We start from the raw sequence: 16,285 nt of genomic DNA, 5'->3' as shown, positions 1-16,285 counted from the left end.
AGGGGCCAGGGAACCAGCCGCGGCGGACGGCCGGGCTCAAGGACCGGTTAAAAGGCTGCGGCCGGGCACGGAGGTCCGTGCCCGGCCGCAGCGCCCTGACGGGCACGCAATCGTGGAGGTCAGCTGGTGGCAGCCCAGCCGCAGCCCCATGGCTGAAGGCCGCGCTGCGCGTACACGCGGTTGGCAATGTCGATCTGCTGGGCCTTGGTGGCAAGGCTGGCGTTGGGAGCGTAGGCCCCGCCGCCGGCGCCGATCCAGGTCCGGATGTCGAACTGGAGGCCGCCGTAATAGCCGTTGCCGGAGTTGATGCTCCAGTTTCCGGTGGACTCGCACTGGGCGATCTTGTCCCACATGGCTTCATTCATCATGGCCGGAGCAGCGGCACCGGTGTTGGCGCCTGCAGCGGGAGCACTTGCTGCGGGGGCAGCCTGGGCAACGGGCTTCGGTTTGGTGCCAACGGTGACCTTCTCAGGCACGGGCTGGACAGCTACTGTTTCCGACACCAGGGTGCGCGAGGCTTCCCGGCCATCCACCAGCACGAGCTTGTAGGTCTTCTCGAGCTTTCCGGCGGCACCCTTCTGGGTAACTTCCTTCTCACCCTTGAGCAACTCGCCGCTTTCGCTCGTGACGGTCTCGAACGGTACGTCCTCGGTGGCGACGGCGGTCTGGCCGGTGTCAACGCGCGACACCTTGATCACCATGTTGTTGACCACATGGGCGTTGACCGGCTGCGAGGAGCGGTCGTTGGCACCCAGCACCAGGCCGGCGTCTTCAAGGACTTTGCCCACCGTGGCCGCCGTGGTGGTTGCGGTGTCCACCTTGCCGTCCGCAACAAGGCTGACGGTCTTGGGGGTGGAGATCGAGACGTAGGAACCGGCGACGGAAAGCTGGGCGTCCTTGGGGGCGGAAACCGACGAAGCGCTGGCGACGCCGAGTTCAGTCACCAGTCCGGCGACGTCCTGGGCGGTGGTATTGACCGTCTTCTCGGAACCGTCGAGGCTGACCTTGACTTCCTTCGCCTTGTTGACGTTGATCACGGTGCCGTTCTGGACCGAGGCATCAACCGACGGCGACACGCGGTCGGCAGGGTTCAGCTCCAGGTTGGCGCTCTTGACCACCTGCCCCACGGTTCCGCCGAACGTCTGCACGGACGAGACCTTGCCGTCGACGTTGAGCGTGATGGTTTTGTTATTGCCCACGAAGGCTACGAGGCCCACCACGAGCGCGCAGAGCACCAGAAGCTGGGCACCAACCTTGACGAAGCTGAACTTGCCGTCCGATGTGAAGAACTTGCTCACGTTTGCCCGTAACTTTAGGTCCTTCCGGGCACGGGGAAATCGCGCAATAAAAGGCCCGGCACCGCCTGAAGATGGCAGTCCGGGCACCGTTGCGCCGCCACACTCCGCACAACCGGCACGCGGGACAAAGCCCGGCAATCCTGCTGCGGAAAGAAGTGAAATTACCCGTTGGCCTTCCCCGACCCCGGCTAATAAATGTCCACTGTAACCGTAGCGTTATAAAGCCGCCAAGAATTATGCATACCGGGTATTCATAATGTAACGCCGGGAAATCGGTCCCTCAGTCCCAGCTTCCGTATGCCCGCACGGTATTGTCGGCGATTCCGGCGCACAGCCCGGCCAGGTCAGTTCCTGTCAATTCGGCCATGGCCCGGACCGTGTAAGGGACCATGTAGCTGGCATTTGGCCGGCCCCGGTGCGGGTGCGGGGTAAGGAACGGCGCATCGGTTTCCACCAGGACCAGGTTGGGATCCGCAACAGCGAGCGCAGCACGCAGGTTGGCGGCGTTGCGGAAGGTCAGGGTTCCGGCAAAGGACATCCACCAGCCCTCCTGGTTGCAGGTTCTTGCCAGATCCTCATCGCCGGAGAAACAGTGGAAGACCACGCGTGCAGGGGCGCCTTCTTCCCGGAGCACCTGGACGACGTCGTCGTGCGCGTCCCGGTCGTGGATCTGGAGCGTCAGGTCGAGGCGTTTGGCGATGTCGATATGGCGGCGGAAGGAGTGCCGCTGGTGCGCCAGGCCTTCTCCTTCGGTGCGGTAGTAGTCCAGGCCGGTCTCGCCGATGGCCCGGATCCGCGGGTGGGCGGCCAGCTGTTCAATTTCCGCCAGCGCCTCTTCCAACTGGCCGCGGGCGGCGTAGCGGGGAGCGTCGTTGGGGTGCAACGCCACCGCCCCCAACAGCCGGCGGTCCAGGTCAACCGCCTGGACGGTGAACCGTGATGACTCAAGGTCGCAGCCCACCTGCACCGCACCTTGGACGCCCACGGCGGCAGCGGCATCAAGCGCCGCCGATATCCCAACGGGAGCCTTGCCATCCGGGAAGTCCAGGTGTGTGTGGTTATCCATCACAGGTACGGGCAGGGGCTCGGGAGCGGGCGGGAAGGCCTTTGGCCGGGAACTGCGCGGCTCCTGGGCGTCATCGGTGCCAGGGTCCTGATAAGCGGCAGGAGGAAGCGAGGTGCACATCCATCCAGCCTAGCCGCGGACCCTTCCCCATTTTTGTCGGAACTCTCTGTCAGCTGCGGCAGTTGTGTTAGTAGTCTGGTAGGAACACATGCGAACGCCCACCGACGGGCGACGGCAGGCTTGTTGTCCCGTCCAGGTAGAACCCCGGGCTGAAAGGTTGCCGATGGAATCCCACCGACGCACTGCCAACGATGTGAGCGCTGCGAACCGCACCCTGGCGGGGCTCGCTGATCCCGTCAGCCACCTGAACGGGCACCGCCCGGCCGCCATGGACGCGGAAGGTTTCCACGCGGCAACGCAGCGCATCCTCTCGTCTGTCAATACCGTCATCGATGGGAAATCCGACGCCGCCAGGCTGGCACTGACCGTCCTGCTGGCCCAGGGGCATCTGCTCCTCGAAGATGTGCCCGGAGTGGGGAAAACACTCCTCGCGAAGACCCTGGCCCGCACCATCGACTGCACCGTCAACCGGATCCAGTTCACCCCCGACCTGCTGCCGTCGGATGTGACGGGTGTGTCCATCTACAACCAGTCCTCCCGCCTGTTCGAGTTCCGGCCGGGGGCGGTCTTTGCCAACATTGTCATTGGCGACGAAATCAACAGGGCCTCCGCCAAGACACAGTCAGCGCTGCTCGAATGCATGGAAGAGCACCAGGTCACGGTTGACGGCACCTCGTACCGGCTCGACGAGCCGTTCATGGTGGTGGCCACCCAGAACCCCATCGAAATGGAAGGGACCTATCCGTTGCCGGAGGCGCAACGGGACCGGTTCATGGCCCGGATCTCCATGGGGTACCCGGACAAGGACGCCGAGATTGAGATGCTCGAAACGCATCAGGCCACCTCGCCCTTGACCAGGGTCTCCGCGGTGGTCACCTCGGCGGAGGTGGCCGCCATGATCACCACGGTGCAGCAGGTTTACGTGTCCAAGGCCGTCAAGGAATACACCGTGTCGCTGGGCAGGGCCACCAGGGAGAGTCCGCTGCTCCGGCTCGGCGCCAGCCCACGCTCCCTGCTGCAGCTGCTCCGGGCGGCGAAAGCCACGGCCGCCCTGGACGCCCGGGACTTCGTCCTGCCGGACGACGTCGTCCACGTCGCCGAAGCCGTCCTGGCACACCGCATCATCCTGGACCGCAAGGCTGCCGGGTCCGGGGAAACCCCGCACAGCGTACTGAGGGGCATCCTGTCCCGCCTGCCGGTCACTTCGGAGGGCGCCGGAACCGGCACAAGGAATGCGGCACCTGCCGGCAGGACAGCGGCCCCGGTCACCGGGCTAAGCAGGAACCAGTAGGGGAAACCCATGGCGCTGTCGGACAGGGTGCCGCGGCACCTCTTCACCCAACGCGGTTGGGGAATGATCGCCGCCGGCGGGGTTGCAGTGGGCGCCGCCTACGTCATGGGCCGCAGGGACCTGCTGACGCTGGCAGTACTGCTGATTGTCCTCCCCCTGGTTTCCCTTGCCGGGATCCGGCTGGTCAAGCCCCGGTTCCGGGTGTACCGCGAGTTCACTCCGTCGCCCGTGGAAACGTCGGCGCCCACAACCGTGCGGCTCGCAGTGGCACGGACGGGCAGCGGAAGCGGAAGCGCCACCATGGAGGAGCGGCTGCCCGGCCGTTTCGGCGAGTCGCCGGCTTTCCGGTTCCCCTCCCGTTCAGCCACCGGGGGCACCAGCCGGTATGAATACCACCTCCGTTCGGCCCAGCGCGGCCAGTTCCTCATCGGCCCGGTGACCGCCGAATTCACGGATCCGTTTGGCCTGTCGCTGCACAGGCAGGCAATAGACGACGGCGACATCCTCACCGTGACGCCCGCCGCCGTCGTCCTTCCCCTCACCGGACTGGCCGGCGCGCGCGGCAATGACGGCGTGACCGCCACCAGGATCCGAGCCAACCCCAGCGACGACGACGTGATGACCCGCGAGTACCGCCACGGCGACCCGATGCGGCGGGTGCACTGGGCTGCCACCGCACGCCACGGCGACCTCATGGTGCGCCAGGAGGAATCCGTCACCACACCGGAGGCCACGGTCATCATGGACCACCGGTACGGTGCGTTTAATGGAGGTTCCGGAGGGCCGGTGGGGCAGGCAGGCCCGGACGGGCACCCCCTGGCCACCAGCGGAACCTTCGAATGGTCGGTCGTTGCAGTCATGTCCATCAGCGCACACCTGGCGGAACGGAACTATGCGCTGCGCCTGCTCGACACCGGCGGCGGACCCGCCTTCCTGCGTTCGCCGTCGGCCCCCGAGCCTGAGGTGGAGGAGTACAGCGGCGCAGCCGGGCTCCAGTCCATCGCCGAAAGCCTGGCAGCCATCCAGCTGACCGGGTCCCACCACCCCCACCGTGACAATGCCCTCCAGCACTGGGCGGGCCGGGTCGGTGCAGCCGGCGAGCGCGCTGCCCTCGACGCGGGACCTGAGGCCTTCGATGACCTGCTCATGGACAAACTTTCCGCACACCGCATGAGGGGTCCGGTGATCGCAGTCCTTGGAACACTCTCGCGGATGGAGGCCCTCGCCCTTGCCCCTGCCGCGGGCTACGCCACGAATGCCTTCGCCGTCATCGTGACGGAAAAGCCCGGCGAGTCAGCGGAGGTCCTGGAAGTGCTGCGGCAGGGAGGGTGGCGGGCGGTGGCCGTTGCGCCTGCCGTGTCCGTGGCATCGGCCTGGAGCCAGTTCGACCAGGACGTGGCAGTGCCCGCACCCTCGGCCGAGGTCCGCCGCGGAACCGGAGCCGCGCGGTGACCGCGGCCCCAACGCGCAGTCCGGGAGCCAGCAGGCAGTCCGGAAGCAGGCCGGAGCAGGCCGCCGCACGGCACCGGGTGGGCGCCTACCCCTGGGCCATGGCCGGCGCCATCGCTGTTGCCGTCTCCGGTGCCGCGCTTTCGCTCAACGGCGTGCTCCGCGGCTGGGGCTGGTACTGGCCCGTCCTGACCACCGTCGTGGTGGTCAGCCTCACGCTGGCTGCCCTGCGGTCCGTACGCGCCCAGCCCCTCCTGGTGACGGCCGGTGGATTCATCTCCCTGGGCGCCATCCTGACACTGACGTTCTTCCGCAGCTCCAGCCTGGCCGGGTTCATCCCTACCGCCGGAACCCTCGTGGAGCTGGACCGCCTCATCCGGAGGGCCAGCGAAACCGTCCTTTCAGAGACGGCTCCCGTGGCGCCGAATGTGGGCATCGTCATGGTCATTTGCGCTGTGCTGGGCCTGGCGGTGATCCTGGTGGACGCCCTCGCGGTGCCGCTCGGCATTCCCGCTGCGTCCGGGGTGGGGCTGCTGGCCATCCTGGTGGTGCCGGCAATGATCAAGCCGCAAAGCGTGGGTTTCTGGGGCTTCGCCTTCACGGTGGCGGGATACCTGGCGGTCCTCGCCTGCAGCCAGTATTTCGCCCCCAGTGCCCGGTTCCAGAGTGATTCCGCCCGCAGCCCGGGCCAGGTGAAGCGTGCCGTGCTCACGGGATCTGTTGCCCTGGCCGCCACACTGGTGGTGCCCATGGCCATTCCCGGCTTTGACCAGGGAACGTTTCCGCAAGGTTCCCGGCTCAACCCGTGGGGCACCTCCACCGGCCTTAACCCCATGATCACGCTGGGCAACAGCCTGCGGACACCTGACGGCAGCGGCCGGATCACCTACGCCACGAACGCCTCCACCCCGCTGTACCTGCGCTCCGTCACCGTTGACCATTTCGATGGCGACTCCTGGGGGCCGGACGACCGTGACGCCTCCCGGCTGCCCCTGGGCGGGCGCATCGATCCCGGCTACACAGTCCTGGCGGACGAGCAGCAGCGGCTGGTCACGGCCATCGACGCCGGCAGCTTCACCAGCCCCTATCTCCCTGCCCCGTATGCCCCGGAATCGGTCCGGGGACTCAGCGGGCGGTGGACTTGGGACCCGGCCACCCTCAGCATCAAAGGTTCGGACACCACCACGTCCCGGCGGCAGGAGTACCTGGTCACGTCCACCGCCCCCCGGCTGACGGCAGGGCTCCTGGCACAGTCCTCGGCCGCCGTCCAGGGCATCCCGGAGGATTTCACCAGGATTCCCGGCAACGTTCCGGACATTGTCCGCAGCACCGCCGATACCGTGGCGGGGACAGGCACCCCGTACGCGAAGGCCATGGCCATCCAGAAATACCTCCGTTCGGCAGAGTTCACCTATTCCCTGCAGTCTCCGGTGCAGGGCGGCTATGACGGCAACGGGCTGTCGGTCCTGGCCGACTTCCTTGAGCAAAAGAGCGGATACTGCATCCACTACGCGTCCGCGATGGCTGTGATGGCGAGGCTTGAGGGTATCCCCAGCCGCATCGCGGTGGGCTACGCACCGGGCAGGCTTACCGGCGCCACGGTTTCGGTGGCAGGCCAGGGAGCACTGCCGGAGTATGAGGTGGATGCGCGCGATGCCCACGCCTGGCCGGAGCTCTACTTCCAGGGCCTGGGCTGGGTGCCTTTCGAACCCACCCCGTCCCGCGGCGTGGTTCCCGACTACGCCACGGAATCCTCCACCGCTGCCGCCCCTGACGCGCTTGACAACAATGATGACCTGCTTCCCGATGCCACCCCCGCACCCACGCCCGCGCCGAGCGCCACTGCGCTGCCCGCACCCGGCGGCGGCGGAAGTGCCGATCCGGGCGTCCAGCTCCTGCCGTGGCTCCTGGTCGCATGCAGCGTCCTGGGGCTGGCACTCCTGATGGCCGCGCCCCGGCTCATCAGGGCAGGCATGAGGGCCAGGCGGCTGAGGCCCCAGGACCCCGCTAACGCGGTGCCCCTGGGCTGGCGTGAACTGCTGGACCTCGGCACCGACTTTGGCCTTCCCCCCGGATCCAGCGAAACGCCCCGCGCGTATTCAGCGCGGCTGCGCGGCGCGCTGCTGGGGGATCCCGATGGCCTGGACCGGGCGGCGCACCAGGCCGTCGCCGCACTCACGGCAGGCTTCGAACGCCACAGCTATGGCCGCCCGTCCGGCGCTGACCCGGAGGCAGCGGCCGACGGCGGACAGCCCGGTCCGGCCCGCGGAACCGGCGGCGCCGTGGCTGCGCAGATTGCGGCCGTGGAATCGTCCCTGCAGGCCAATGCTGGCTTGCCCAGGCGGCTTCAGGCGGCGTGGATCCCACCGTCCGTGATGGGACGGCTGGGCCGGCTGCTTGCCGCACCTTTCCTGGCCACAGGGCACTTCCTGCGCAGGACGGCAAAAGCCGCCGCACGCTCCCGTCCTGGTCATTCCAGGCAGGGAGCGGGCGACGGCGTTCGGCGGCACAGCGGCGGCTGACCGGCCGCTTTGCCTGATCCGGGCGTTATCCGGCGTAGGGGTCTGCGATGCCGATGTACTGGGTGTAGAGGTATTCCTCGATGCCTTCGAGGCCGCCCTCGCGTCCCAGGCCGGACTGCTTGACGCCGCCGAAGGGTGCCGCGGCATTGGAGATGACGCCTGCGTTCAGGCCGAGCATGCCGGTTTCGAGGCGTTCGCCCATCCGGATGCCCCGGTTCAGGTCCTTGGTGAAGACGTAGGCCACCAGTCCGTATTCGGTGTTGTTGGCCAGGCGCACCGCGTCATCCTCTGAGCTGAAGGTGATGATAGGCGCGACCGGTCCGAAGATTTCCTCGGACAGGATGCGGGTGCCTTCGGTGACGCCGGAGAGGATGGTGGGCTGGTAGAAGTAGCCCGGGCCTTCCACCGGCCCGCCGCCCAGGACGGCTGTGGCGCCGGAGGCCACGGCGTCGGAGACGAGTTCGTGGACCTTGTCCCGGCTCTTCGCGTCGATCAGCGGGCCCACCTTGGACTCCGGCTCGGTGCCGCGGGCGGTGGTCATGTCCTTCATCTTTGCGGCGAACTTCTCCGCGAACTCGGCCGCGACGGATTCGTGCACGATGAACCGGTTCGCTGCCGTGCAGGCCTCGCCCATGTTGCGGAGCTTGGCGAGCATGGCACCGGCGACGGCGGCATCGATGTCGGCGTCCTCGAAGACCAGGAACGGTGCGTTGCCGCCCAGTTCCATGGAGGTGCGCAGGACGGTTTCGGAGGCGTCGGAGAGCAGGCGGCGGCCCACCTCGGTGGACCCGGTGAAGGAGAGCTTCCGGAGCCGGGAATCCTTGATCAGCGGGCCGGTGGTGGCACCAGCGGTAGAGGTGGGGATGACGTTCAGGACACCGGCGGGCAGGCCGGCCTCCATCATGACGGCGGCGAACAGCTGGGAGGTCAGCGGGGTGAGGTTCGCGGACTTCAGGACCATGGTGCAGCCTGCGGCGACGGCCGGGGCGATCTTGCGGGTTGCCATGGCCAGCGGGAAGTTCCACGGCGTGATCAGCAGGCAGGGGCCCACCGGCTTCTTGGTCACCAGCAGGCGGGACTTGCCGTCCGGGGACACCGAGTAGCGGCCGAACGCACGCACTGCTTCCTCGGAGAACCAGCGCAGGAACTCGGCACCGTACGTGACCTCACCGCGGGCTTCGGCCAGCGGCTTGCCCATTTCCATGGTCATCAGCAGCGCGAAGTCCTCGGCGCGTTCGGTGACGAGCTCGAACGCGCGGCGGAGGATCTCGCCCCGTTCGCGCGGGGGCACCTTAGCCCAGGAATCCTGGGCCGCGGCGGCAGCGTCCAGGGCGGCCTTGCCATCCTCGGCACCGGCGTCGGCAAGGCTCAAGAGCACCTTCCCGGTGGCGGGATCCTCGACGTCGAACGTCTTCCCGGAGATGGCGTCCCGCCATTCACCGTTGATGAGCAGGCCAGTGGGGACAGAGGCCAGAAGGGCGCTTTCGCGGTCTGCGGAAACGGCCGGCTGTGCAGTGACAGTCACGATGACTCCCTCGTCAGTAGGGTTGGTGCAGCCCTTGGCGGCGGCCGGAGTGACCGGGCCCATACAGGCTGAATTACTGCCAGACTACTGCGGCGGCTTCCGGCTGGTCTACGCCGTTGCGCACTGCCGCATCATGGCGCTGCTGTGCAGCTGCACAGCGGAACAGGCATCGTTTGCGGGGACGGTCAGCGGGCCGCCAGCACAGCGGAGTACAGTTCCCGTTTGCTCACCCGGACGTCCTCGGCCACCGCTGCCACCGCTTCCTTGAGCCGGATGCCCTGGGCCACGAGTTCGTTCACGGCGGCCACATGGTCCTCCGGCGTCCCGGGCGCCTTTTCCGGCGCCCCGCCCAGGACAACGGCGATCTCGCCCCTGATCTCCGTGCTTTCCGCCCACACCAACAGTTCACTGAGCGTGCCGCGGATGACCTCTTCGTATGTTTTGGTCAGTTCACGGCAGACGGCGACGGGACGGTCCGGTCCGAACCGTTCGCGCAGCGCCCGGAGCATCACCTCCAGCCGGTGCGGTGCCTCGAAGAACACCATGGTCCTGCGCTCCCCCGCAAGCTCGGCCAGGCGCGACGCCCGCTCACCGGCCTTCCGCGGAAGGAACCCTTCAAAGCAGAAGCGGTCCGTGGGCAGGCCGGACAACGCCAGGGCGGTGAGTACCGCTGACGGCCCCGGGACGGCCGTCACTGTGAGGCCGGCCGCGACCGCCCCTTCAACCAGGCGGAAGCCCGGGTCCGAAACCGAGGGCATCCCGGCGTCGGTAACCATGACCAGGGTGCTTCCTGCCTGCACCTGTGCCAGCAGCTCGGCCGTCTTGGTGGCCTCGTTGTGCTCGTGGTAGCTGATGACCCGCCCGGCCACGGTGACGCCCAGGCTCTGAACCAGCCGGTGGAGGCGGCGGGTGTCCTCGGCTGCCACGATGTCCGCGGTTCCCAGCAGTTCCACCAGCCGCGCGGAAGCGTCACCGGTGTTCCCGATCGGGGTGGCGGCGAGCACGATGCGCCCCGCAGGTGCCGGGCCGGAATCAGGAAGGGTGCTGGGGTTAGGGTCCACGCCATCAGCCTACTGCTGCCGGGGACCGCCGGCCGCAAACGGTAGCATGGGCTGGTGACGCAGACCTCGACGCGGCCGGGCGGGACCGGACAGGCCGCCCCCGCGGCCTCCGGTGATGAAACCGGGAGGACAGCAGGCGGTTCGGGCAGTTCCCCCCGCCGGCCCTGGGTCAGCCGCCCCGCCGACGCCTTCACGGTCGAATCGCTGCTGGCACGGCTCCTCGGCAGCGCCCGCGGATGGCGCGACTACCCGCCGTCGCTGAGGCTGTGGTTCCTGCTGGTCCCCGTCCTGACCGCCCTTGCCGGCGGGATCCTCAGGTTCGTCCGGCTTGAGGCCCCGCCCAAGCTGGTCTTCGACGAAACGTACTACGTCAAAGACGCATACTCCTACCTGGTCAGCGGCTACGAGCGCGGCTGGCCGGACAAAGCCAATGACGCGTTCAACGCCGGAAACCCTGGTGTGCTGCTGGACTCCCCCGAGTACGTGGTCCATCCGCCCGTGGGCAAGTGGATGATCGCCGCCGGCATGGGGATCTTCGGCCCGGACAACCCTTTTGGCTGGCGCTTCGCAGCAGCCCTGACCGGCACACTGTCCATCCTGCTCCTGTCCCTGATTGCCCTGAAGCTCTTCCGGTCGCTTCCCCTGGCGGGGGCTGCCGGGCTCCTCCTTGCGGTGGACGGCCACCACCTGGTGATGTCCCGGACGTCGCTGCTGGATATTTTCCTGATGTTCTGGGTCCTGGCCGCCTTCGGGGCCCTGCTGCTGGACCGGGACAGCGGCCGGCGCCGGCTGGCGCTCCGGCTGGCGCGCGCCGCCGCAGACAACGGAGGGCGTCCGACGACGGGACAGCTGCTGTCCGGTCCGTGGCTGGGGATCCGCTGGTGGCGCGTGGCGGCGGGGATCTGCCTGGGGCTCGCCGTCGGGACCAAATGGTCTGGCCTGTTCTTCCTTGCCGGGTTCGGACTCCTCACGGTCCTGTGGGACCTCAACGCCCGGCGGGTTGCCGGTATGCGGGGCTGGATCAGCGGCGGCATCATCAAGGACGGGATTCCGGCGTTCATCAGCATGGTGCCGGTAGCCGGGCTGGTGTACGCGGCATCGTGGACCGGCTGGTTCCGCTCCGAGAATGCTTACTTCCGCCGGTGGGCGCAAAGCAACGCCTCCCCCGGATGGGACTGGCTGCCGGACGCCGTCCGCTCGCTGGCGCACTACCACCGGGAGGCCTACACCTTCCACCAGGGCCTTGGATCGGACCACCCGTACGAGGCAAGCGCATGGAGCTGGCTGGTACTTGGCAGGCCGACGTCGTTCTTTTACGAGACACCGCCGCAGGGCAGTCCCGGCTGCGCGGTGGAAAAATGCACCTCGGCCATCCTGTCCGTGGGAAATCCGCTGATCTGGTGGGGCGCCGTTATTTCCCTGGTGGTCCTGCTGTTCTGGTGGGCCGGGCGGCGGGACTGGCGTGCCGGCGCCATACTGGCCGGTGTGGGCGCAGGCTACCTGCCGTGGTTCCTGTACCCCGAACGGACCATGTTCTACTTCTACGCGGTGTCCTTCGAGCCGTTCCTCATTCTGGCACTCGTGTACTGCCTGGGCCTCGTCCTGGGCAGGGCCTCCGACCCGCCCTGGCGCCGCCGGTCAGGGCTGTACCTGGTGGCACTGTTCATCGCTGCGGCAATCCTGCTGTCGGCATTCTTCTATCCTGTCTGGGCCGCGGAAACCATTCCCTACGACGCCTGGAAAGTCCGGATGTGGATGCCGTCCTGGATCTAGGGCAGGATGGCATCAGACCCCCAACTGAGCCGCTGCCGCGGCGTGGCAGCGGAACGGAGACCTGCTGTGAGAGAAGCAAGCACCGAACTGCTGGTTGAGCTTGACGCCGCCAGCAACGTGACCGACCTGCTCCTGGAGCAGCATGCCGCCAACCCTGCCCATGCCCTGTACCGGCGAAAGGGCCCGAACGGCTGGGTGGATGTCACGGCCGCGAAGTTCCTGCAGGACGTCAGCGCCCTGGCCAAGGGCCTGATTGCCGGCGGCATCGAGCCCGGCGACAAGGTGGCGGTCATGTCACCCACCTCCTACGAGTGGACCCTGGTCGATTTCGCCATCTGGTTCGCCGGCGCGGTGACGGTCCCCATCTACGAAACTTCCTCCGCCCGCCAGGTGGAGTGGATCATCCAGGACGCGGGGGTGCGCCGCGTCTTTGCCGGGGACCGCAGCCTTGTGGCCCTGGTCACCGATGTCCTGGCCGGCTCCGACGTCCTTCGGGACCGGCTCGTCAACGTGGTGAGGATGGATTACGACGGCGATGCGCCGGACCTTGCCAGCCTCGCCGCTGCCGGCTCCGGGGTCACGGACGCGGAGCTTGAACGACACCGCAGCCTGGCCGGGCTGGACGATGTCGCCTCCCTCGTATACACCTCAGGCACCACAGGCAATCCCAAGGGCTGCGAGATTACCCACGGGAACTTCGCCCTGGTGGCAAAGAACATCGTGGCGTTCCTTCCGGAGCTGCTGCTGCAGGACCAGGCACGCACCCTGATGTTCCTTCCGCTGGCACACGTCCTGGCCCGCGCCGTGCAGGTGGTCTGCCTCACCGCCGGGGCCACCCTGGGACACACACCGGGGGCGGCGCAGCTCCTGGAGGACCTGGGCTCGTTCCGCCCCACGTTCCTGCTGGTGGTGCCGCGGATCTTCGAGAAAGTCCGGGCTACCGCTGCCCACAAGGCAGCGCTGGCGGGCAAGGCCCGGCTGTTCAAGGCTGCATCAGAGACCGCCATGGAGTACTCGCGGGAAGAAGACCTGCGCAATCGTGGCCAGGGCGACGGGCCCGGGCTGCTCTGCCGTGTACGGCACGCACTCTTCGACCGGCTGCTGTATCCCCGGCTTCGGCAGGCCCTGGGCGGGCAGGTGGGGTACACCGTATCCGGTGCCAGTCCCCTGTCCCTCGATGACGCCCACTTTTTCCGCGGCGCCGGGATCCCCGTGCTGGAGGGCTACGGACTGACCGAAACCACGGCACCGTGCACGGCCAACACACCGGCCAGGACGCGCGTGGGCTCAGTGGGCATCCCGGTCCCGGGCACCACCATCCGGGTGGCGGGAGATGGCGAGATCCTGGTCAAGGGGATTGGCGTCTTCAAGGGGTACCACAACAACCGGGCCGCGAACGCTGAGGCCTTCGTTGACGGGTTTTTCCGGACCGGTGACCTCGGGGAACTCGATGCGCAGGGGTTCCTCACCGTCACCGGCCGCAAGAAGGACCTGCTGGTCACCGCAGGCGGCAAGAACGTGGCGCCGGGCCCGCTCGAGGAGACGATCCGTGCCCACCAGCTGGTAGGCCATGCCGTTGTGGTGGGCGACGGCAAACCCTTTGTCTCGGCCCTGGTGACGCTGGACCCGGAGGGCGTGGACAACTGGCGGTCCGAACGCGGCCTGCCCGCCCTTGCAGCGGGTGACGCGGTCAGCGATCCGGAAATCCTTGCGGCAGTCCAGGAGGCGGTGGACCACGCCAACCTGCTCGTGTCCAAGGCAGAGTCCATCCGCAGCTTCACGCTCCTTGACGTCCAGTTCACCGTGGAGTCAGGACACCTGACGCCGTCCCTCAAACTGAAGCGGGCCGCCGTCGTGCGCGACTACGCCGGTGAGATCGCCAAACTCTACGCCTAGGGCGCAGTCCCCCCCGGCCGCGCCCGCAACGCTGCGGGGCCTACTCCTCAACCGCCGCCGGTGCTGCCGCGTCCTTGGCCAGGCCACGCCGCCGGCGGGTGGGCCAGGTGAGGACCAGGGTCACGAGTGAAACCAGCAGCACCAGGCCTGCTATGACCATGCCGGCATCAATCCAGAACTGGCCGGGGAACAACCGGATCAGGGTGTCGTCCAGGCTGAACGTCCAGGACCCGTCGGCGAAGAAGATGCGGTGGAACTCGGTAAAGAACTGCTGCCAGCCCAGCACTGCCAGGGTGCCCAGGCCCAGGATGATGACCAGGGTGACGATGGAGCCGGCGAACAGGCCCCTCCGGACTCCACCCGTGCTTCGCTTGCGGAGGTAAAGGATGGCCACAATGCTGAACAGGACCAGCAGGACGCCGGCACCGAACGTGGACAGGATCACCAGTTTGACGTCCGCCATGTGGCTCACCTCGCCGTCCTTGAACAGCTTGTCGCCACTGCGGTGCACCAGGTCCCCGAGGTAGCGCGGGCCGGACCAGTTGCTCAGGTAGTCCACGGCGTAGGAGCCGTAGGTCATCCGGTCGTCCGTGCTGAACCCGTACCCGTCGCCGGGGAACCCGGGCCGGTTGTACTCCACCCACAGGAACAGCGGGCTGGTCACCGCCCGGACAGCCAGGATGAGCAGGACCAGCGGGAAGAAGACGGCGAGCAGCACCTGCATCACCCGGGGCGCCACAGGCTTGGCGTTGGCGGCACTCTCCCGCTGGGCATTGCGGCGTTCCACCTCTTCCTCCGGCGGGCGGACCTGCAGCGCGGAGGTAGGGAGCGGTTCCTTGAAAACCGGGGAACTGTCCTCCCCGGGCGCCTCAGCGGCGGCTTCGGCGGCTTTCCGGTCCGCCCTGCTCTCCGGCTGGATGGGCCCGTTCACGGTGGAGCCGCCGCCGGCGGTGGATGATGCAGCGGCCGGGCTGTCAGCAGGCGAAGGGGCAGCGGGTGACGCGGAAGACCCCGCTGCTGGACCGGAGCCCTTCCCGGCGGGGTTCAGCCAGGAAAACGCGGGCTCGTCGGAGTCCCCGGACGTGTCCAGGTGGGGTTCCGGCTGCGGCTCGGCGCTCTTGGCGCGGGCCGGTGTTTCGTCTTTCACAGCAGCGTCACTTCCGTCGAAATTCCGCGCCGGGCCGGGCTCAGCTGGCGCGCTTATCTGGTGTCGAGCCTACCGTCCGGGCATTGGGCTGGACGAGGAACCACCCCGGCGGAATTACAACGATTCAGGCAGCGATTTCCGTGTAGCCCGCGTCTTCGCGCCGCAGGTCCCCGCGTTCTCCCGCAAGATAGGCGGGCCTGCCCCACCTCAGCACATAGAACCAGTACGCGGCCAGGACAGCGGCTCCGATCCCGATCTTGGCCCACACCGGCAGCGGGCTGGGGGTGACGAAGCCTTCAACCAGACCGGAGGCAAACAGCACGAGGACCAGGCCCAGGGCCACGGTGATCAGGGACCTGCCTTCCTCGGCAACAGCCCGTCCCCTGGTCCGCGGGCCCGGTGACACCATGGCCCAAAAGATCCGAAGGCCGGCCGCGCAGGCGATGAACACGGCGGTGAGTTCCATCAGTCCGTGCGGCAGGATGTAGCTGAAGAAGACGTCGCTCTTGCCGGCGGCGGCGAAAATTCCGGCCGCAACGCCAACCCCCTGGGCGTTGCTGAACAGGATCATCGGCACCCAGAAACCCGTAATCCCCATCCCTACGGCCTGCGCGCTGATCCAGGCGTTGTTGGTCCAGACAGCACCGGCAAACGAGGCGGCCGGGTTTTCCGAGTAGTAGTTGATGAAGTCTTCCTCGACGTATTGCCTGGCCGCCGCCTCGGTGGCCACTGCCCGCAGCGCCTCAGGCGACGTGCCGATCCACAGCGCGTACGCCGCGCCAATAAGGATAAAGGCCGCACCACAGGCAAGCGTGAGCCAGGTCAACCGGTACAGCGCGGCCGGAAGGGCCACCACAAAAAAGCGCGCCAGGTCCGCCGGCACGTTGGACCTGGCCCCCGTAAAGCGCGTCCGCGCCTGGGCCAGCGTGGCGGACAGCGAGGCGGACAATCCGCTCTCGGGCGCGACTGACCTGATCAGGGAAAGGTGGGCGGACGTGGACTGGTACAGCGCCAGCAGCTCATCGGCCTCACGCCCGTTGAGCCTGCCCTTGGAGGCAAGCTCATGCAGCCGTGCCCACTTGTCCGCGTTGGTTGCGGAAAAGGCGTCCATATCCACGCGACCAGCCTAGCGCCACC

Annotated in this window: 11 protein-coding genes; 5 read left to right on the top strand and 6 right to left on the bottom strand. The window is 67.7% G+C overall.

Annotation, left to right across the window (positions count from 1 at the left end; genetic code table 11):
* Positions 1–119: 119 nt before the first annotated feature.
* Both NFU08_RS09310 and NFU08_RS09305 read right to left on the bottom strand, forming a co-directional pair.
* Complete coding sequence (locus NFU08_RS09310; RefSeq protein ID WP_174175590.1) at positions 120–1,298, bottom strand: resuscitation-promoting factor; 1,179 nt, start codon at positions 1,296–1,298, stop codon at positions 120–122.
* A gap of 280 nt (positions 1,299–1,578) precedes the next feature.
* Complete coding sequence (locus tag NFU08_RS09305) at positions 1,579–2,484, bottom strand: TatD family hydrolase (RefSeq protein ID WP_174175588.1); 906 nt, start codon at positions 2,482–2,484, stop codon at positions 1,579–1,581.
* Between the two features lie 163 nt (positions 2,485–2,647).
* Here NFU08_RS09305 and NFU08_RS09300 point away from each other — a divergent pair, with 163 nt between their 5' ends.
* The 3 genes from NFU08_RS09300 to NFU08_RS09290 are packed head-to-tail and all read left to right on the top strand — an operon-like array spanning position 2,648 to position 7,746.
* Positions 2,648–3,775, top strand: coding sequence for a MoxR family ATPase (locus NFU08_RS09300; protein ID WP_174175586.1), 1,128 nt, complete (start codon positions 2,648–2,650; stop codon positions 3,773–3,775).
* Between the two features lie 9 nt (positions 3,776–3,784).
* Positions 3,785–5,227, top strand: a complete 1,443-nt coding sequence (locus NFU08_RS09295; protein ID WP_251422460.1) for a DUF58 domain-containing protein — start codon at positions 3,785–3,787, stop codon at positions 5,225–5,227.
* On the top strand, positions 5,224–7,746 hold the full coding sequence (locus tag NFU08_RS09290; protein WP_251422457.1) for a transglutaminaseTgpA domain-containing protein: 2,523 nt from the start codon (positions 5,224–5,226) through the stop codon (positions 7,744–7,746). The genes NFU08_RS09295 and NFU08_RS09290 overlap by 4 nt, the downstream gene beginning before the upstream one ends.
* Before the next feature lie 25 nt (positions 7,747–7,771).
* Here the strand turns inward: NFU08_RS09290 and NFU08_RS09285 are convergent, their stop codons facing one another.
* Together NFU08_RS09285 and rsmI are read right to left on the bottom strand one after the other, a co-directional pair.
* Positions 7,772–9,271 carry an NAD-dependent succinate-semialdehyde dehydrogenase gene (locus NFU08_RS09285; protein ID WP_174175580.1) on the bottom strand — a complete coding sequence of 500 codons (1,500 nt, stop codon included), beginning with the start codon at positions 9,269–9,271 and terminating at the stop codon, positions 7,772–7,774.
* A 185-nt stretch (positions 9,272–9,456) separates the two neighbouring features.
* Complete coding sequence (gene rsmI, locus NFU08_RS09280; RefSeq protein ID WP_174175578.1) at positions 9,457–10,332, bottom strand: 16S rRNA (cytidine(1402)-2'-O)-methyltransferase; 876 nt, start codon at positions 10,330–10,332, stop codon at positions 9,457–9,459.
* A gap of 54 nt (positions 10,333–10,386) precedes the next feature.
* On the opposite strand from rsmI, the gene NFU08_RS09275 reads away from it, so the two are divergent.
* Together NFU08_RS09275 and NFU08_RS09270 are read left to right on the top strand one after the other, a co-directional pair.
* Complete coding sequence (locus tag NFU08_RS09275) at positions 10,387–12,105, top strand: dolichyl-phosphate-mannose--protein mannosyltransferase (RefSeq protein ID WP_251422454.1); 1,719 nt, start codon at positions 10,387–10,389, stop codon at positions 12,103–12,105.
* Between the two features lie 66 nt (positions 12,106–12,171).
* On the top strand, positions 12,172–14,001 hold the full coding sequence (locus NFU08_RS09270) for a long-chain fatty acid--CoA ligase (protein WP_251422451.1): 1,830 nt from the start codon (positions 12,172–12,174) through the stop codon (positions 13,999–14,001).
* Between the two features lie 40 nt (positions 14,002–14,041).
* Here NFU08_RS09270 and NFU08_RS09265 read toward each other — a convergent pair whose 3' ends face one another.
* A complete protein-coding gene (locus NFU08_RS09265) occupies positions 14,042–15,148 on the bottom strand; it encodes a TIGR01906 family membrane protein (protein ID WP_251422448.1) in 1,107 nt (368 codons plus the stop codon).
* Positions 15,149–15,272: 124 nt separating this feature from the next.
* Positions 15,273–16,265 carry a stage II sporulation protein M gene (locus NFU08_RS09260; protein WP_251422445.1) on the bottom strand — a complete coding sequence of 331 codons (993 nt, stop codon included), beginning with the start codon at positions 16,263–16,265 and terminating at the stop codon, positions 15,273–15,275.
* Between the last annotated feature and the right edge of the window lie 20 nt (positions 16,266–16,285).

Source organism: Pseudarthrobacter sp. NCCP-2145 (assembly GCF_023708005.1).
Taxonomy (GTDB): Bacteria; Actinomycetota; Actinomycetes; order Actinomycetales; family Micrococcaceae; genus Arthrobacter; species Arthrobacter oxydans.
This window is presented reverse-complemented; position numbering and strand designations above follow the sequence as displayed.